The sequence below is a fragment of the Bacillus basilensis genome (genome assembly GCF_050630465.1).
Taxonomy (GTDB): domain Bacteria; phylum Bacillota; class Bacilli; order Bacillales; family Bacillaceae_G; genus Bacillus_A; species Bacillus_A basilensis.
Genome location: NZ_JBNTQO010000004.1, coordinates 157203 through 175636, shown reverse-complemented (window position 1 = coordinate 175636; position 18434 = coordinate 157203). Strand labels below are relative to the sequence as shown.

The 18434-nt window shown below is 36.9% G+C and carries 15 protein-coding genes and 1 pseudogene; 3 read left to right on the top strand and 13 right to left on the bottom strand.

The features are described from left to right. Positions 1–153: 153 nt before the first annotated feature. From ACQVV1_RS10175 to ACQVV1_RS10155, 5 genes are all read right to left on the bottom strand, one after another. Entirely contained in the window at positions 154–3054 is a 2901-nt protein-coding gene (locus ACQVV1_RS10175) for a DEAD/DEAH box helicase (RefSeq protein ID WP_336376807.1), read from the bottom strand. A 113-nt stretch (positions 3055–3167) separates the two neighbouring features. Next, on the bottom strand, positions 3168–3569 hold the full coding sequence (locus ACQVV1_RS10170; RefSeq protein WP_000739608.1) for a (deoxy)nucleoside triphosphate pyrophosphohydrolase: 402 nt from the start codon (positions 3567–3569) through the stop codon (positions 3168–3170). Positions 3570–3794: 225 nt separating this feature from the next. Continuing rightward, a complete protein-coding gene (locus tag ACQVV1_RS10165) occupies positions 3795–4763 on the bottom strand; it encodes a tripartite tricarboxylate transporter substrate binding protein (RefSeq protein ID WP_242256674.1) in 969 nt (322 codons plus the stop codon). After that, on the bottom strand, positions 4760–5437 hold the full coding sequence (locus tag ACQVV1_RS10160) for a response regulator (protein WP_242256676.1): 678 nt from the start codon (positions 5435–5437) through the stop codon (positions 4760–4762). Before ACQVV1_RS10160 ends, ACQVV1_RS10165 begins: the two co-directional genes overlap by 4 nt. Positions 5438–5456: 19 nt before the next feature. Continuing rightward, the gene (locus ACQVV1_RS10155) at positions 5457–7046 is read right to left on the bottom strand and encodes an ATP-binding protein (RefSeq protein WP_431168825.1); all 1590 of its coding nucleotides are present in this window, start codon (positions 7044–7046) and stop codon (positions 5457–5459) included. A gap of 225 nt (positions 7047–7271) precedes the next feature. On the opposite strand from ACQVV1_RS10155, the gene ACQVV1_RS10150 reads away from it, so the two are divergent. Then, positions 7272–8594, top strand: coding sequence for an MFS transporter (locus ACQVV1_RS10150; RefSeq protein ID WP_242256680.1), 1323 nt, complete (start codon positions 7272–7274; stop codon positions 8592–8594). A gap of 497 nt (positions 8595–9091) precedes the next feature. Here the strand turns inward: ACQVV1_RS10150 and ACQVV1_RS10145 are convergent, their stop codons facing one another. The 3 genes from ACQVV1_RS10145 to ACQVV1_RS10135 all read right to left on the bottom strand — a co-directional run bounded on the left by ACQVV1_RS10145 (position 9092) and on the right by ACQVV1_RS10135 (position 12834). Continuing rightward, entirely contained in the window at positions 9092–10459 is a 1368-nt protein-coding gene (locus tag ACQVV1_RS10145; RefSeq protein WP_242256682.1) for a short-chain fatty acid transporter, read from the bottom strand. 325 nt (positions 10460–10784) lie between these two features. Next, entirely contained in the window at positions 10785–11762 is a 978-nt protein-coding gene (locus ACQVV1_RS10140) for an ornithine cyclodeaminase family protein (RefSeq protein ID WP_431168824.1), read from the bottom strand. A gap of 19 nt (positions 11763–11781) precedes the next feature. Continuing rightward, positions 11782–12834, bottom strand: a complete 1053-nt coding sequence (locus tag ACQVV1_RS10135; protein ID WP_431168823.1) for a proline racemase family protein — start codon at positions 12832–12834, stop codon at positions 11782–11784. Between the two features lie 89 nt (positions 12835–12923). Here ACQVV1_RS10135 and ACQVV1_RS10130 point away from each other — a divergent pair. Then, a pseudogene (locus ACQVV1_RS10130) lies at positions 12924–13165 on the top strand (YflJ family protein). Between the two features lie 205 nt (positions 13166–13370). Here the strand turns inward: ACQVV1_RS10130 and ACQVV1_RS10125 are convergent. The 3 genes from ACQVV1_RS10125 to ACQVV1_RS10115 all read right to left on the bottom strand — a co-directional run bounded on the left by ACQVV1_RS10125 (position 13371) and on the right by ACQVV1_RS10115 (position 17353). Further along, complete coding sequence (locus ACQVV1_RS10125; protein ID WP_431168822.1) at positions 13371–14324, bottom strand: TRM11 family SAM-dependent methyltransferase; 954 nt, start codon at positions 14322–14324, stop codon at positions 13371–13373. A 148-nt stretch (positions 14325–14472) separates the two neighbouring features. Then, entirely contained in the window at positions 14473–16062 is a 1590-nt protein-coding gene (locus tag ACQVV1_RS10120; protein ID WP_242256725.1) for an N-acetylmuramoyl-L-alanine amidase, read from the bottom strand. 241 nt (positions 16063–16303) lie between these two features. After that, complete coding sequence (locus ACQVV1_RS10115; RefSeq protein WP_242256723.1) at positions 16304–17353, bottom strand: M42 family metallopeptidase; 1050 nt, start codon at positions 17351–17353, stop codon at positions 16304–16306. A gap of 126 nt (positions 17354–17479) precedes the next feature. Here ACQVV1_RS10115 and ACQVV1_RS10110 point away from each other — a divergent pair, with 126 nt between their 5' ends. Continuing rightward, the gene (locus tag ACQVV1_RS10110) at positions 17480–17659 is read left to right on the top strand and encodes a hypothetical protein (RefSeq protein ID WP_242256721.1); all 180 of its coding nucleotides are present in this window, start codon (positions 17480–17482) and stop codon (positions 17657–17659) included. A gap of 21 nt (positions 17660–17680) precedes the next feature. Here ACQVV1_RS10110 and ACQVV1_RS10105 read toward each other — a convergent pair whose 3' ends face one another. Both ACQVV1_RS10105 and ACQVV1_RS10100 read right to left on the bottom strand, forming a co-directional pair. Then, complete coding sequence (locus ACQVV1_RS10105; protein WP_242256720.1) at positions 17681–18007, bottom strand: nucleoside triphosphate pyrophosphohydrolase; 327 nt, start codon at positions 18005–18007, stop codon at positions 17681–17683. 17 nt (positions 18008–18024) lie between these two features. Beyond that, positions 18025–18345 (bottom strand): hypothetical protein, encoded by a 321-nt coding sequence (locus ACQVV1_RS10100; protein WP_242256718.1) that lies wholly within the window; start codon positions 18343–18345, stop codon positions 18025–18027. Positions 18346–18434: the final 89 nt, after the last annotated feature.

Below are 18434 nucleotides of genomic sequence, written 5' to 3'. Positions count from 1 at the left end.
GATAGCTACTTAAACCATACATTTTAATCCAATAAATAAGGCTGTATCAAAAACATACTACGATGTCATTTTGATACAGCCTTATCTTATCTACTAATACTACTATCACACTAATCATTTTTGAGCTATACAAGCATTAAAAATTCAATCTACCTACAAAACATTAACATCCTTTAAATAATCATAAAGCTTATTATCAACCGATTTCTCCATAATCATATTCATCGTAACAACCGGTAGTTCTTTTCCATTTTTATCTTGCATTTCAGTTTGTTCTACACTTGCTTTATCAGGTTTCGCTTTTCCTAAATAGTAAAAATCGCTTCCCTCGTCATCATCTTTTTTCACAAAAATATGAACATCAATATTATTTTCTTTAGCATCAATAATTGGTTGAACTTCCTTTGACTCTAATGTTCTATTACTTCTTGTATACCATTTCAAAACATCTTGATTTAGGAATTCATCACCATAGTTCACACTCGATTCTACCTCATCGTTTTTATGATATGTGACAAATATTGGGCAAGTAGAGTATTTGGTTTTATAGCCATACATAGTTGAAGTCTCATCAACGTGCCAATTTAAAAGTTTACATGCATCTTTTCTTGAGTATTTTTTATATATAGTAAGGTTACTATCGCACTCATAGTTTTTGTTCTTTTCTTTCGCACTTTTAATGATGTCCATTACCATATACTTAAAGTATCCATTCTGTTTTAAACTTTCTCGGATTAGATCATTAAACATGTACGTATTATCTTCTTGCAGTACGAGAATTGGCTTTTCACCATATTTTTTCTGGTTATTCTGTGTGAAAAACGATAACTCAAAAACCCGCTGCACAGACGTAATCGTATCATCATCTGTTAAGCAATTAGATTCTTCAAGTTGTTTTATATACTCATCCTTATCAACTTTTTCTTGCTTTAATAATAAGTCTAACAAAACGATTTCGTTTTTACGTTTTCCATTTAGTACTTCCAATGAAAGCATCGTTAAAACTTTATTTTCGTACTCTGTTAATGTAGGGACATCTTCTTTCATTTTCAATAAGAACTGATAATAGTTCGAATATCCTTCTGCAAGTACAACTGGATCAATAGAATGGTTTACTATAAAGTCATATAGATATGGAGTTCTTCCTATTCTATTTTTCAACTCAGCAAAAGCTTCCCTCAATACTTTCTTTTCTTTTAAATTACTATTATTAATCGCTTTAAAAATTTGCTTTTTCGCTATCTCTTCAAAGTTAACTGTTGAAATACCTTTAATATAACTCGTATCATTTGTATATCTACGTATATTATCTTTATTTTGTGATCTATCTCCTGAAAGAGCAATCGGAATTAAATAGTTATTTTTATAATTTCCAATAAAATCAATGATCGTAACAAAATCTTTTGAATCGTGTTTTCGAAGTCCACGCCCCAGCTGCTGTATGAAGATAATACTTGATTGAGTTTGTCTTAACATGACAACTTGATTCACACTCGGAATATCAATTCCTTCATTAAAAATATCTACTGTTAAAATATAATCCAGTATGCCATTTTCTAATTGATTCACCCGCAGTTCTCTTTCCTCTTGGGAATGATCGCCGGTTAATGCAAATGTGCGAAAACCTCTATTATTTAAGGCATATGATAATTGTTCTGCCTCATCTTTTCGGCTGCAAAACATTAATCCTGTTACTTTCTCACCAGAATAACCATAGTATTTTACTTTTTCAACTACATGATCCACTCGCTCTTCCGTAACAAGTTTAGATAAAGCAGTAGTGTCATCTATCTTTTCACCATTATATTCAAAATCAGTAACTCCAAAATAATGAAAAGGACAAAGCATATCTTCTTCAAGTGCTTCTTGCAATCGAATTTCATAAGCAATATTGTAATCAAATAGCTCATAAATATTAAAATTGTCTGTACGTTCAGGCGTAGCAGTCATTCCCATTAAAAATTTTGGTTTAAAATAATCAATAACTCTATGATAAGAACTAGCACCCGCTTTATGAACTTCATCTATTAAAATATAATCGAATAGCTCAGGATCAAATTGTTGTAAAGTGTCCTCTTTTGAAATAGTTTGGATCGTCGCAAATAAATATTTAGCATGCACTTGCTTATTTGATCCTGATAAAACTCCAAAGTCCTCATCGGCTCCGCCAAGAACCTTTTGAAAATCTGATTTTGCTTTATTTAATATTTGCTCTCGGTGAACAATAAATAGCATCCGTTTAGGTGCAAAATTTCTAACATCAAATGCTGAAAGATATGTCTTCCCCGTTCCTGTTGCAGAGATAACTAATCCTTTTTCTTTTCCAGCGTCTCGAATAGCTTGTATTTCTTTTAACGCAGCTTGTTGCATTTTATTTGGAGTAATTTTCAATGCTTCTTCAATTGCATTATGATATTGACCAGGTAATTCTATAACTCGATCTAGTAACTTATTTTCTGCAACTTGTTCATATATTGTTTCGTAATTTCCAATCAACTCTTCAGTTAAAATTTGAGAATGTTCCCAGACTTCTTCAAATTGATTTTTAAAATGCTGTACTATCTCTCCATCTTCATGCGATGTTAACTTGACGTTCCATTCATAATTTACCTTCAAAGCATGTGCAGTCAGATTTGAACTACCGACAATTAATGAACAATGTGTTTTATTATCAAATATGTATCCCTTTGAATGAAAACCAGATAAGTTTGTTAATCTTACTTCTACATTTTCAAGTTTCATTAACTCTCTAAACACTTTTGGTGTATTAAAATTTAAGAATGTAGATGTTAATATACGTCCTTTAACCCCTTTTTGTTTAAGATCAAGGAAATGTGACTTTAAAGTCGCTAGCCCACTTTCCGTAATAAAAGCCACCGAGAAAATAAAGGCTGTACTATTTTCAAGCTCTTCCAGCAATGAGCTTAAAACATTTTCATTTTTCTTCGTATTGTTTACTAATAATTTAGGCTTATATATTCCAGGATGATTATGTTTTTGATTAATAAATCCTTTATATAAAGACCCTTCTAACTTTTGAATGAAATTCTCCATATGATCACCATTTATGACAAATTTTTATACTAATTGTATTACTCACTGATTTAAAGTGCAAATTTATTAAAATAAAAAAACTATCCGCATAAAACGAATAGTTTTTAATCAAATTACTTTACAATCGATTCTTTTGATAATTTCTCAATAGTTGGGATATCCGCAGGTGCCCATTCTAAAGCTGCTAGTTCATTCGGATATAACCATTTAATTGCTACGTGCTCAGTTAGAACCGGACTTCCTTCAACAAGTTTACAATAGAAAGTTTTCAAATGAACAATACCAAAATCATACTCATAGGCTGTATAATCAATTTGCTCACCAATCTGCACGCTACAATGCATTTCTTCATCAATTTCACGCTTTAACGCCTCTTGAGGTGTTTCTCCCTCTTCTATTTTCCCACCTGGAAATTCCCACATAAGAGGTAGCGATTTAGATGGTCCTCTTTGTGCACATAAAATTTTCTCATCTTGAACAATTACTGCTCCAACAACATAAATATTTTTCTTCATTATGTCCTCCTTAAATCTCACAGAAACTCTATACTTTATGTTTCCACACTTTATAGACTGAAAAATGCCTTTTATATCTTTTAACGACTAATATATTTTTAATCAGTAAGCTAGATTTTATCTATCGCTATCTAGCCCTTTTAATGCAATTAGCCTAACACTCTCATCTCTTTTATATTATATAGAAGTAACTACAAAAATAAAGCCCGATTGAACACTTCCCTCTTACGCCTCTTTTTTCACCATTTTCTCATACCTAAAATCACACTCCTCCAAAAACCCCCTAGTCTCCCCACTCCCCTTATAAAAACTCTCCCACCCCTGCTCCCTCAAAATCCCCTTCCAACTCTCACTCTCCACCATCTTCTTAATCACACCATCCCAATAAGCAACCTCTTCCTCCGTCATATCTTTCGGGCCCATAATCCCTTTCCAGTGTTGGAAGACAACGTCGATGCCTTGTTCTTTCCACGTTGGAATTTCTGGTAGTCGGTCTAACCGTTTTTCAGAGGATACGGCTAATATTTTTATTTTGCCTACTTTGTATTGTTTTTCGGCTTCAGATAGTGTCATGGTTGCGGCATTAATTTGTTTGTTCGTTAGGGCGTTTATGATTTTTTCTTTGTTTTCGTAGACGAAGAATTGTAGTTCGGCTGGATTTATGCCGAAGGCTTTGCTTACTTGCACGAAGGATAGGTGATCGTCGTTTCCTAGGCCTGGGGCAACGCCGATTTTAAAGTTTTTCTTGTCTTGTTTTAGTTGTTCCATTAGTTGATTTGCGTTTTCTATGTTTGAGTCTTTTGATACGACTACGACTTCCCAGTCCGATGCGAGTAGCGCGAGCGGTGTGAAGTCTTTATATGTTAGTTTACTGTGGCCTAGCAGGTTGTTCGTTATGAGTAAGCTTGAGTTAATCGCCAGTACGTGACCGCCTTTTTGTTTCGTATATTTCCATCCGACGTCACCGCTACCACCAACTTTGTTTGTGACTGTGATTGGTTTTGTGAAGATTTTTTCTTCTGTTAGTGTTTTTTGCATTGCCCGTGCTGTTAAGTCCCATCCGGCTCCTTGAACGTTTGGCGCAACGATTTCGACTTTGTCTATATTTACTGTATTCGTTTGATTTTTTTCCGAGGAACAACCAGCTATTATTCCTGTCATGATCCATATACATAGTAATAATCGTTTTTTCATAGCCCTCGTCCTATTCGGTACTTTCGTTCTGGTCGTCCGATAATGCCGTATGTGTACTCTACTGTGCATTCGTTTGTCGCTACTAAGTATTCTAAGTATCTTCTCGCGGTTGTTCTGGAGGCTCCCATTTGTTCTCCCATTTCTTCTATTGTAATGCCCGCTTCGAACCCTTTTATAATGCCTTTCACTTTTTGCAGTGTTAACGGATCAACACCTGTCGGTAAGTTTTTTATGTTTTGTGTTTGTGAAATACCGAAAAAATTATCGATGAGCGCTTGATTTACTTCATTGTTACTATGTAATAATTGCTTCTTTCTTTTATAGTCTTCAATTGTGCGAACAAATTTTTCTAACGTGACCGGTTTTATGAGGTAGTTGCTTACACCATTTCGAATTGCTTTTTCTAACATATGGTTTTCATTTGCCGCAGTAACCATAATGACGTCAACGTTTGGAAAGTCAGCATGGATTTTCGGCAATAAGTCTGTACCAATTCCATCTGGTAAGTAGTTATCTAATAGAAGCAAATCGATTTCTTCTCTTTGTAATAGTTCCATCGTTTCTTTTGCATTCAATGCTTTTCCGATCACTTTTACATCCTTTATTCTCAATAAAAACTCCTCTTGAATTTGCGCGACGCGGAAATCATCTTCTGCAATTGCAACCTTCAACATATGCCCATCCCCCTGTTTGTTATGTACTTTCTCTCAATGTTTTCGGAAGGTAAATTGTAAAAATAACTCCCCCATTTTTCTCGTTTTGAATTTCAATTGTTCCCTCTAGTAGATCTACCATTTCTTTCACGTTTGCTAGTCCGTAACCACGATCAGTTCCTTTCGTTGAAAATCCTTTTTGAAAAATGGTCGTTATTTTTTCTGCCGGTATCCCTATCCCGCTATCTATCACTTCAAACACAATATCGTGCCCAATATCCGTAACAAAGAAGGAAACACTCTTTTCCTCTCGTTCATTCACCGCATCAAATGCATTATCGATTATGTTTCCAAGGATCGTAATAAGATGCGACACTTTTATATGGTCTGGTAACGGATGAAGTGCACTATCTCCTTCAATATGAAAATCAATTTTCTTCTCAGACGCTGTTCCGAGTTTTCCTAATAAAATAGCTTGTACTTTCGCATCATGAATTTGATGGAATAAAATATGGTTTTGGCTTTGATGAATGTTAGATTCTTGTTGGATAAATTCAATTGCTTCTTTGTAATGTCCTAACTGAAGTAATCCTGATAAAACGAAAAGTTTATTTGTAAATTCATGCGTTTGAGCACGTAAGTCCTCTGAATACTTTCTTACCTCAGATATTGTGTTCACAAGGTTTTGCAGTTCTGTTTTATCTCTAAAACTACATACAATACCTACTGTATTATCATTTTCGAGTATTGGTGTCATGTTTAAAATAAATACTTTATCTTGAAACGCGATTTCTTGATCGGTTTCTAGCGCTCTTTCCATATTAAAATCTGGTAAAACTTTTGAAATGTGCTGCTGCATATAATCATCATTTACATGTAGCATTTCTTCTGCCGACCTGTTCATCATCGTAATAAAACCATTTTGATCAATGGCGATAATCCCTTCTTTTATAGATAGTAGTATCGCGCTTCGTTCCCGGTATAACGCTGCGATTTCATTCGGCTCTAAACCGAGTGTATCTTTACGAATGCTACGTGCTAAAAGAATGCCACCAACAATTCCGGCTAGTAATACCGCTAAGGAAAAGAGTATAATTTCTTTCGTTCTGCTCAATATGTTAGATTCAATACCTTTTATTAAAAACTCTACTGTCACAACGCCTACTACTTGATCGTAGTCTCCGTTATGAACAATAATAGGTGCCTTCGCCATTAAAGCCGGACCACTTACACCATTTCCTTCGAGCGTATAATAACCACCAAAAGTGAGTGCTTCATAGTTATATGGATTGTTACTCTTTGTTCCAATCAACTCAGAATTAGAATGGGAATACATAACCCCAGAGCGATCTTCTACAATGACATAATCTGCACCAGCTTGCTCCCGAACTTGTTCCGCAATAGATTGAATGGTATTTTTATGCTCGTTATTTTGAAAAGCTTCTTTTATAGCTGGCATAAAAGAGAGCGACTTCGCCGTTTGCAGTGCTAGCTGCTCCACTTGGCGCTTCGTATCAACGGACTGAATGTAAACAAATATTCCCGCTAATAGGAGAACGACAAATAAAATTAAAGCGATAATTAAGCTTACTATTTTCGTTTGTAATGACACTTTTCGTGATTTCTTCATGCTTCATATCCTTTGATAAAATATTCAAAACTATCAATCTCCTTTTTCTATTATTATGACAAAACTGAAAATGAAGCAACTATTAAAAATACCCATGTACATAAAGTACAAAAAGAATAAAATTATCACAATATTGAGATTTCAACTAACAGGCAGTACAATTCAACTACAATGCACACGCTTTCATAATTATCATTTTATTTATAAGCAAGAGGAGGAATGATTATGGCTCAAGCAAAATCTAATCGAGTCGCCGGCAATATTTTTAAAGGTTCTGTCGGCAATTTAATTGAATGGTACGACTGGTACGTTTACTCTGCTTTCGCTGTTTATTTTTCAGCAGAGTTCTTTCCTAAAGGCGATCCAACGAGTCAATTACTGAACACAGCAGCTATTTTCGCAGTTGGATTCTTAATGCGTCCTATCGGAAGTTTATTAATGGGACGTTATGCAGATCGGCACGGACGCCGGGCAGCATTAACTCTTTCCATTACGGTTATGGCCGGTGGTTCTTTAATTATCGCCTGTACACCTAGTTACGAAAGCATCGGTATTATGGCACCAATTATTTTAGTTCTTGCCCGTTTACTGCAAGGATTATCACTTGGCGGAGAGTACGGAACTTCCGCAACGTATTTATCTGAAATGGCTAGTAGTGGTCGCCGTGGCTTTTATTCAAGTTTCCAATATGTAACGCTCGTTGCTGGACAGATGGTTGCGTTAGGCGTTCAAATTGTTCTTCAGCAATTACTAAGCGAACCAGATATGAAAGCTTGGGGATGGCGTATTCCATTCATTATTGGGGCGATGGGCGCAGTAGCTGTATTATGGCTTCGCCGCACGATGGATGAATCAGAGCAATTCTCAAACATAAAATCACAAAAACGCGAAAGCGCAGGAACCATTAGCGCTCTTATGAAACATCCGAAAGCAGTATTAACAGTAGTCGGCCTAACACTCGGAGGCACTGTTGCATTCTATACGTACACAACATATTTACAAAAGTTCATGGTAAACACAGTCGGCCTTCCGAAAGAAATTGTAAGCTGGATTAACTTTGTCGCACTACTTATTTTCGTCGTACTTCAACCAATTGCAGGACTATTATCCGATAAAATTGGACGCCGCCCACTATTAATGGCATTCGGTATTCTCGGAACATTACTAACGGCACCAATCTTCTTCTTCATGGAAAAAACGACAGAACCAATCGTAGCATTTTTACTCATGATGGTCGGTCTCATTATCGTTACTGGTTACACATCGATTAACGCAATTGTAAAAGCAGAACTCTTCCCAACCGAAATTCGCGCACTTGGCGTAGGTTTACCATATGCACTAACCGTTGCGATATTCGGAGGAACTGCTGAGTTCATCGCATTATGGCTAAAGAGTATCGGAATGGAATCACTATTCTACTTCTACGTAGCTGGATGTATCGCCATCAGCTTTATTACGTATTGGCGTATGGATGAGTCATCGAAGACTTCGCAGATTGAGGCGGAGCTTGGTGGTGGGGATACATTAGTTAATAATAAATCTAGCTAAAATTATAAAAGGGTATGTATTCTATGATTTTCATTTATCTGAACTAGATTTTAAATACTTTATCTGAAAGAGTGCCAAGATGGTATATGTGAGTTTGATTTTTTGGGGATTTCTACGGTTAAGCTAAAGATGGGCATAGGGTAGCATCAAGATTTTGCGGATTTACAACATTAAGGATCTATCAATAGGATTTACTCTATTGATAGATCCTTAACTGATTTTACTTCAAATAAGGCTTGCGAGTATCTCTTATGACTTCTCAAAAGATGGTTCTATTGCAAAGTTTCTTAACAGATAGAAAATGAGATGTTTACAGATGAATGTTATGCAACTTCAAGTGATTTTTGTAATTGCCGTTCCTACATGGAATAACATATATATCCAGAAATTTGATACTGAAATCTAGGATATTCATAAATACTTCGTCTATGCTTCTAAATCCATTTCACCTTCATTTTAATCGTATTACTTAATAGTGATGTGCATTCCTATTAAAACTAATATAGAAATAACATCAATACACTTGTAACAATTCCGACCCAAATGCAGAGAATGAAACAATAACCCATGATATCTTTAATTTTCAATCCCAGTACTCCTAAAAGAGGTAGTGCCCAGAATGGCTGAATCAAATTTGTCCATGCGTCCCCCCAGCCTACCGCCATAGCAATAGTAGCCGGATCTACACCTAACTTCAATCCTGCCGGGACCTGCAGTGGCCCTTGTAAAGCCCATTGTCCCCCGCCGGATGGTGCCAATAAGTTCACCAAACCCGCTGACCAATATGTAAATATATCAAATGTATCCTTTGACGCAATGGATGCCATCCATTCAATGATTGAGCTTCCCAATCCTGAACTACCTAAAACAGCGATAATCCCCGCATAAAATGGAAACTGTAGGATAATTGGAGATATGGATTGCGCAGCTTCTTTGAATCCTTGTGCAAAGTTGCCAAGAGAACCATGCAGGAGCAAACCAAGTGACAAGAAAAACAAATTAATGATATTTAAATCTAAACTATGACCGTTTATGAATTCATAAACACAATACAACGTGCCGATTACGCCTAATACTATTCCTAAAACGGGTGTCCATTCCAGTTTTTCCGCAGGAGTTAATTTTTTTTGAGCAGGTTTTACAAAAGAATTTGTATCTGTTTCGAGTGCTTTATACCTGATAATCCCACTTTTTGGAGCCATAAGTACAATAATAATTGGCATCGTGATGAATAGAGCGAAAAAAATAATTAGAGTAGAATAACTAAAGATTGTTTGTGAGGTAGGAATAATTCCAATCATATCTATAAGAAAATGATCCTTTGTGGCAATTGTCAGGCCAATAGAACTAGAGAGACCTGCGCTATATAAGGCTGTCGGAGCATAAGCAGCTGCTACAAGTAATGGAAAATGTGCATTCGGATTCTTTTTCGCCACTTCCTTCGCAATGATCGCTCCCACAACTACAGCTAGTCCCCAATTGATATAGTATGCAATTGCACTAATCAAAAATGTCATCGTATAAGCCTTTTGAGGTGTATCGGCCAACTTTGCAACGGACTGCAAACCTCTATTAATAAACGGGACAGAAGCTAGCGTCATTCCTGTAACCATTAGCAATACCATTTGCATTGTAAACGTTAAATAAGTCCAAAATCCATCCCCCCAAGATTTTACGATCTTGTACGGATTTGAGGGATTCATCAACAAAGCTATAATGAAAGTAAATAAAGTAAGCAGCACAGCAATAACAAAGGCATCCGGGACATATTTCTGAGACCATCTCGAAAATACATTTGCACACCGTGTAAGCAATGATTCTTTCTTTCCTGGCTCTGTATTTGTCTCCAATAAGGAATGTTTCATAAATATTCTCCTTTCTAAATTTTAATAAGGGAACTATAAATATCATTCCACAAAAGAAAATAAAACCCTTTTGCACTTGTAAATTCTTCTCCTACTAGATTTAATGAGGTTTTTCATCTCTATCTACTATTTCCACCTCTTAATCCGCTTCTATGTTTATACTAGAAAAATTCAATTTTTATGCATTCTTCATACATCCCTCATGTACTCCTGTCCTCTATATCTTATGTTAATAATTACTTGTCACAATTCTTCCAAACAAGATCCATTAACACAGAAGAACCCAACCCCTACAAAAAAAGACCACCAAAAGGCAGCCCCCCAATCAAAACTCAATCCTATTCCCCACTCCCTGCTCCACCGCTTTCTCATACAAATACTTCGCAACGATAATATCTACCACTGCCAAACCAACCGATTTGAAAACAGTAATCTCTTCATCGCTTTCGCGGCCTGCTTTTTCCCCGCTTATAATTTGACCAAGTTCGGCGTGGATGTCGCTAGCTTTGAATAAACCTTCTTGTATCGGAACTTGAAGATCACCCGTTTCTTCTAATGCTGCCTCTTTTGATTCGATTACTACTTTTGTTGCGCTTACGATGGCGTGGGATGGTAGTTCTTGCATGCTTGGTCTGAATGAGCCGACGGCGTTTACGTGGACGCCTTTTTGTAGTTTTTCTGAGAAGACTGGTGTGGATGCGGTCGTAGTTGTGACGATGATGTCTGCTTCGCTTATTGCTTCATTTGGATTTGTATGAACATAAGCAGGTTTACCAAATTTCTCTTGTATATATTGCGCAAATGCATACGCTTTTTCTTCTGTTCGATTGTATAAAATGACTTTTTCAATACCTCTAACCGCAAATACAGCTTCGGCAATTCCTTTCGCCTGTTCTCCGGTCCCGATAATACATAAAGTTTTTGCGTTATGACGAGCTAAATGTTTTGTCGCTACTCCTGATAAGGCGCCTGTTCGAATCATCGTTAAGTACGATCCTTCTAAAAGTGCAAGCGGTTCTCCCGTTTGAAAGTCTGATAGCATCACAATCCCGTTTATCGTTTTCTTTCCTATCTTTTTGTTCTCGGGGACTACTGTTACTACTTTTAAGCCAAGTGCCTCAAGTCCTTCCGCTACTGAAGGCATAATTAATGCCGTATTTTTCTCATTCGCAAATGGCAGTGAAGTACGTATTGGTGTGATCGTTCTTTCTGCGGAAAATTCTTGTAAAGCAAGCGCCGCGTATTCAATGACTTCGTTCATATTTACTAAGTTTCGTTGTTCGTTCGCGCTTATAACTAGCATATCTTTCCACCTCCTCCTCTTATCCTAACAAAAATCCCCGATTCAAATCATCTCTCGGGTCTACAACGAACTGATGAAACCCTGTAATAAATGCATGCCCCGTTACTTTCGGAACGACAGCTTCATATGTATGTACCGCTGTTACCGACAATACTTCCCCTTCGAATTTTCCGTCAGTAATGCATTCGTGGACGAAAATTTCTCCCTTTTGCAAGGCATCTTTTTCAAAAAGGGTTGCGATTCTTGCGGAAGTTCCTGTGCCGCAAGGAGAGCGATCTACTTGTCCGTCAGCAAAAATTGTTACATTTCGTAAAGTTGCGTCTTCCCCCTTCGGTTCATCTGAGAAAATAACGCCGTATATTCCTTTTAAACCTTCTTCAAGCGGATGCTTTACTTCCATTCGGCTCTCAATGTAGTGCTTAATTTTACCGCCCCAAGTTTGAATAGCAGATAAGTCTTTGAAATCGACTTTCAAACCAAATTCTTTACTATCCACTACAGCATAAAAAGCTCCGCCAAATGCGATATCTACTTGAAATTCATAGTCATCTATTTTAATAGGAACGTCTTTTTTGTATACAAATGAAGGAACGTTTTCAAATGATACGGACTCTACTTCGCTCCCGTTATATTTTGCGTACGCAACCACTTCCCCAGCAGGGCTATCAATAATGAACTTTTGTTTTTCACCTGTCACTTCAAACATACCTGTTTCAATTCCGACTGTAATAACAGCAATAATGCCATGCCCACACATCGTACTCCAGCCTTCATTGTGCATAAATAATACACCAAAATCAGCGTGGGCACTTGCAGGCGGTGTAATAATGCAACCGTACATACCGTGATGTCCCCTCGGTTCATACATAAGAATTTCGCGAAGATGATCCAAATGCTCCATACAGTACGCACGTCTTTCTAGCTGCGTTTCTCCTTTTATTTCTGGCACGCCTCCTGTAATAATTCGAAGTGGCTCTCCAGCTACGTGCGCATCAATTGTCGTATACACTTTACTAACCTTCATTTCCATCTCTCCCCTATATGTTGATACTCTTTTCATTGCAAATATCATGCCAACGCGTAGGGGATAAATTTGTATACATTGTTTAAAAAAGCATACACTACTGTCTATTTTTTTATACACGATCCGGAAGCTATTTTATGGAACACCTTGATACAACCAGGCTTATTATTTTCAATGGAAAGTTACTTCCACCCCCAACATATACTGTTCAAAAGCAAAAGGAAGTGATCCAATGTACTACGGAACAAAAGGCTGGTACGTAGCTGAACTAAAGAAATTAGGCGTGCGCTATCATGAAGGACGCAAACTAGAAAGTTACCGCGGACATATCTTACGCAATTTACTAACTGCAGAACAAGAAAAAACAAAAGAAAAGTAATTTACTAACAAAGCGATATCGAACGATTCTCGAAATATATCAACGATTTTTCAAATATATCGATCACAACTTACAATATATCGACGATTCGACATAGGGTATCGACTTATCGACAAATTTCAGCAAACAATACCCGCAAACTGCCAACTAATCACACATCAATACAAAGCAAAAAAAGGGCACCCAAACGGGTGACCTTCCTTTCTTATTCACAAACAAGAATTTGTCTAGTAAATGATCCTTTTCTTGTAATACAGCGATCTGTAATTTCAAATCCTGCTTCATGGATCATGTCGTCCATCGTTTCCATCGTGACAACGACTACCTTTTTAGCGATGCGACGCGCGCTTGAAAGAATCGAGAATTGATCTTCTGGTGTTGCGTGCGTAAATAAGTCGTATGGCATATCGATAATTGCAACGTCGTAGTTCTCAGTAATTTCTTCAATTGGGCCTTTTGTTACTGTTCCTTCAAACCCGAAATGCGCGATGTTTTTTCTCGTTCCAAGAACCACAAGTGGATTTATATCTCTACCAACGATATTAATCCCCATAGAAAGTGCTTCTACTACTACTGTTCCAATGCCGCAACACGGGTCAATTGCTCGTACTCCCTCTGGATTAGGCACCGCAACATTTGCAACTGATCTCGCAACACGTGTACTAAGAGAAGTCGAATAGCTATGCGGTTTTTTTATGTGATGATACCAAACTGGTTCACTTTCTACATAGTGCCCGAAGTACCAGCGTCCTCCAAGAGGAACAATCCCGAATACACGCTCTGGATTACGAACATCAGCTTCTCCTTCAATATGCATGCCAAGGTCTCGTTCAATCAGACGTCTTTCCCCATATTCAATTTTATTCTCTCCAACCAGGTCATTGATTTTAACGAAGATAACTTTAAACGACGCCCCCGCCAAATCAATTTGTTCCACTTGTTTTAGAATACTCTCTAGGTCGTCTCCTTCATACATAACCTCAACGCGCTCTTTAATAAACGCACTTCTACTCGGTTCAATTTTGACATTACTTTTCAGAATATTAACGTGAGACTCCATTCCAAAGAACGAGCGCATTTCCAAGTAACATAAAGCACGCTCCTCCTCGCGAAATGCATACGTATATATACATGCAGGTGTTTTACTATGATTATTCAATCTATGATCATCCTCTATCGTTTAAAATTGTTATGATTACAATTGCTACAATACTTTTCGTATAAAATTAAATGATATCACATGCCGGAAATAAAGAGAAACGTTAATAAATAAAAGAGACTGCCTGTTGGCAATCTCTTTTAATTTATTAACGGAAAGAAGATACGCTATTACCTTTTGCTTCGTAATAATCTAAAATACCTTGATAAATCGCTTCTGCTGCAGCTTGTCTCTGTTTTGGTGTAGCAATTTTATCTGCATCGGTTTTGTTATCTACAAATGCTAATTCTGTTAATACAGCTGGCATTGTATTTTCTCTAGTTACATATAAGTCCTGATGTTTCGCACCACGATCTTTTGTTCCAAGTGCTGCTACAAGACGGTCTTGAATTTTTTGTGCTAATAACTTACTGTCTTCTACATGCGGATTCGTTACTTTTGCTCTTGCTGAATTATAATATAATGTTTCTGTACCTTCTCCATTTTTCTTTTCAGAACCATTGGCATGAATACTTACAAAAATATCTCCATTATGTTCCTGTGCAAACTCTACTCGTTTTTTCAATGAATCTGTTGAGTTTACTCCTGGACGTGTATTATCTGTACGAGTGAACATAACAGTAAATGGTGCCTTTTGCTCAAATATTTTCTTTAATCGTAATGATACATCTAATACTGTTTGGCTTTCTTTCTCATAATAACCAGGATTACCCGAGTCAACTCCACCGTGACCTGGATCAATAATAATTGCTTTACCTTCTAAGAAGTTCTCTTGTTTTACTGGATTTAATTGATTTTTATCAACCCACTGGAAACCAGCGCCTACGCGGATACGAATCCAGCTGCCACTCTCTTCCATAACCGTTACTGTTTGTGCATCATATGTACCTAGCACTTTAGAACTATGTGAAGCTGTTTCATAAGTAGTAAATCCTTCATTAATCGTTTCTGTTTTTTCTTTTAGAGGTGTCCACTTCTCACCTTTACTTGTTACAATTTTCAACCAGCCGTCCGCTCTTTGTTCTGTCACTTCAACCATTTGCGGCTTATGTTGAACGTCAGTAATGCCAGATGATAATGATGGTTGATGATATGTAATAAAGTTTCTGTTCATATACATTCTTTTTGATGTATTTGTTTTATTTTTATCAGCCATCGCAATGAACTGAGCTGCCTCTGCACGAGTTACAGTTCCTTCAGGATTCCAGCCATTTCCCGTACCATTAGAAATCTCTAAGGCTACTAAAATATTAGCTTGTTTCTTACCCCAATGAGGTTCCAAATCTTTAAACTGTGTTGGAAGCTCTCCAATAATTTTCTTATCTAATGAGTATGCTTGTACTAACATAGATGCCATAGATGCACGGTTAATTTTGTTGAATGGACTGAATTTACCAGTACCATCTCCATTAATTACACCTGCTTTTTCCACTGCAGCAATGTACGGAGCTGCCCAATGGCTTTGTGCATCTTTAAAAGATGGCTTTGCTTTTGGATCAATTGGTAAACCAAGAACGACTGCTAAAATTTTTGCAGCTGATCCTCTATCTACTGCTTCAGATGGAGAAAACGTTCCATCTGGCTTTCCATCAAGCGCTTTCTTTCCTACTAAATAATCAACTGATTCTTGCGCCCATGTAGGAACATCCGAAAACTTCTTCGCTGCTGCGAAACTACTTACTGGAGACGATAATAAACTTGCGGCTAAAATACCTGCCGCGACTGCACGATACTTCATAAAAAATAATACTCCTCTCGACAATCACCTTTTAATAACGCGTAATCTTAATATATAAATCTCGAAAAATCCGAACAAAAAAAATTAGTGCGCCTCTATCATTTTATAATACTCGAATTATGTAGTAAACCTACTTTCTTAATATTGTAAAATAAATTACAATTAATTTACTTTTTGTTAAATAAAGTCGATTTCTCTGCAAACAAAAAAATAGGCTACCAAAGGCAACCTATTTCTTTTCTTATTCAGCAATCATCTCTGATAATACATATGCATAAACAAGTGCTTCTGTATGTGCAATCGAACTTTCATGTGTGCGCTCAAATGCATGAGAAGAATCAATACCCGCTCCAATTAATGCATGTTTCACATCAAATCCAGCGTGAATCGCAGCTGATGCATCCGATCCATAGTACGGATAAATATCTACTTTATATTCAATGTTGTTCGTTTTCGCAAGCTCTACTAAATGTTTACGTAGTGCATAATGATACGGACCACTGGAGTCTTTTGCACAAATAGATACTGTATATTCGTCAGATGCTTGTCCATCACCTAACGCTCCCATATCAACTGCTAAATACTCAACCGTTTCTTCTGGAATGTTAGAGTTACCACCGTATCCGATCTCTTCATTATTAGAAATTAAGAAATGAGTTGTATATGGTAATGTTACATTTTCATCTTGTAATCTCTTAATTAATTTTAATAGAATCGCAACACTTACTTTGTCATCTAAATGACGTGATTTTATGTATCCACTCCCTGTAATTTGAACGCGCGGATCAAATGAAACGAAGTCTCCTACTTCAATTCCTAATTCACGTACTTCATCAGCTGAAAATACGCGCTCATCAATACGAACCTCAATATTTTTCTCATCGCGTTTCGCTTCACCTGCATCTTTATATACATGCACAGATGTTTGATGCATTAAAATCGTCCCTGTATACGTCTTGCCACTTGATGTTTCAATTTCGCAGTATTCCCCTTCTACAGAGTTCCAGCGAAATCCGCCAATCATAGAAAGACTCAGACGACCGTCAGGCTTAATCTCTTTTACCATCGCACCTAACGTATCAACGTGTGCTGTTAATAAACGGTGCTGTGCATCATTTTTCCCTTTTACCGTTAAAATAAGAGCACCTTTATTGTTACGCTTCGTTTCTACATTCCACTCACTTACATAGTTTTCAATAAAACGAATGATTTTCTCTGTATTTCCAGACGGACTCGGAATAGAGACAAGCTCCTTAATAAGTTCCATCGTTTCTTTCGTATGATGTGCCATTGTCGTTTCCTCCTCATTTTCTCTATTATTTAGTATACAAAATTTGCTATAAAACCTCTACTCATATAGCTTAATTTTCTAAATTATAGTAAAATTCACTTTAGTATACAAAAGGAGTTATACAATATGAATATATCAAAACAATATGTACACATTGTACTCATTTGGTTTTTAGCATCATTATTTTGTTTACAAGTTTCTTATGCAGTCCACACTACTACTTCTATTACAATTGGCTGGGTATTAACAGCTGCCTTCTTCATTATTAGTTTAATTGCAACAAAAAAGCATAGCGTTACTCACTAACGCTATGCTTCCTTTACAAAACTATTCTTCTGGAACATCTAATAAATAAATGCCTCTTTCAAACCCACCGCGCTCTATTTCTTTTTGCTTACGAAGACGTTCTACATCTTCAATTGTCGCACCTTCTGCACGCGCTAATGAAATGATCACTTCCAGTGCATCCGCAAGAGAATCAAGCGCATGTTCACGCTCTTTCATAGAAGCAAACTCACGAATTTCTTCTGTTCCAATTTTCGCTAAAGCTTGTATGTATGCTTGTCCTGTTAATTTTTGTGCTGTATATGTTTTTCCAGACATTAAAATCTTCTCTGGAACACGGTCTCTTACTAACTTGTTATATGCTGACATCATTCATCCTCCTATGTTTAATAACATCCGAGCTCTGCCTTATAAAATAACCACTCTTTTTTCACACAAGCACTTAACATATCAATTCCTGATCCGTGCGCCCTTACTACCGGAAAGAAATAGTGCTCTGGTTCTTCTTTCTTATCGCCATATAAGGTTTGGTACTCATCAGGAATCGCCTCTTTTTTCACATCCCGTTCTTTCTCCACTTCACCTGAGAAAGCAACAATTGGATGCCCTTCAAAGAATAGTGCAGTTCGTACCGCAAGAGATGGTGTACTATGCAAAGCATAATATGTAAGTAAGATAATAACGATAACACCAATAATTTTCTTCATATATTACTCCTAAAAAAAGTGCTAACACAATTATACTAAAATGTGTTAGCACTTTCTCCCCTTTACCCTAAATTAACCGGCAGTAAAAC

Excerpts from the sequence above, each read along its gene's own strand:
- ACQVV1_RS10160 (WP_242256676.1), bottom strand. The coding sequence starts at position 5,437 with ATGTTGAAGGTTGCAATTGCAGAAGATGATTTCCGCGTCGCGCAAATT.
- ACQVV1_RS10120 (WP_242256725.1), bottom strand. The coding sequence starts at position 16,062 with ATGAAGTATCGTGCAGTCGCGGCAGGTATTTTAGCCGCAAGTTTATTA.
- ACQVV1_RS10115 (WP_242256723.1), bottom strand. The coding sequence starts at position 17,353 with ATGGCACATCATACGAAAGAAACGATGGAACTTATTAAGGAGCTTGTC.
- ACQVV1_RS10100 (WP_242256718.1), bottom strand. The coding sequence starts at position 18,345 with ATGAAGAAAATTATTGGTGTTATCGTTATTATCTTACTTACATATTAT.
- ACQVV1_RS10150 (WP_242256680.1), top strand. The coding sequence starts at position 7,272 with ATGGCTCAAGCAAAATCTAATCGAGTCGCCGGCAATATTTTTAAAGGT.
- ACQVV1_RS10110 (WP_242256721.1), top strand. The coding sequence starts at position 17,480 with ATGAATATATCAAAACAATATGTACACATTGTACTCATTTGGTTTTTA.
- ACQVV1_RS10165 (WP_242256674.1), bottom strand. The coding sequence starts at position 4,763 with ATGAAAAAACGATTATTACTATGTATATGGATCATGACAGGAATAATA.
- ACQVV1_RS10105 (WP_242256720.1), bottom strand. The coding sequence starts at position 18,007 with ATGTCAGCATATAACAAGTTAGTAAGAGACCGTGTTCCAGAGAAGATT.
- ACQVV1_RS10155 (WP_431168825.1), bottom strand. The coding sequence starts at position 7,046 with ATGAAGAAATCACGAAAAGTGTCATTACAAACGAAAATAGTAAGCTTA.
- ACQVV1_RS10170 (WP_000739608.1), bottom strand. The coding sequence starts at position 3,569 with ATGAAGAAAAATATTTATGTTGTTGGAGCAGTAATTGTTCAAGATGAG.
- ACQVV1_RS10175 (WP_336376807.1), bottom strand. The coding sequence starts at position 3,054 with ATGGAGAATTTCATTCAAAAGTTAGAAGGGTCTTTATATAAAGGATTT.
- ACQVV1_RS10135 (WP_431168823.1), bottom strand. The coding sequence starts at position 12,834 with ATGATATTTGCAATGAAAAGAGTATCAACATATAGGGGAGAGATGGAA.
- ACQVV1_RS10145 (WP_242256682.1), bottom strand. The coding sequence starts at position 10,459 with ATGAAACATTCCTTATTGGAGACAAATACAGAGCCAGGAAAGAAAGAA.
- ACQVV1_RS10140 (WP_431168824.1), bottom strand. The coding sequence starts at position 11,762 with ATGCTAGTTATAAGCGCGAACGAACAACGAAACTTAGTAAATATGAAC.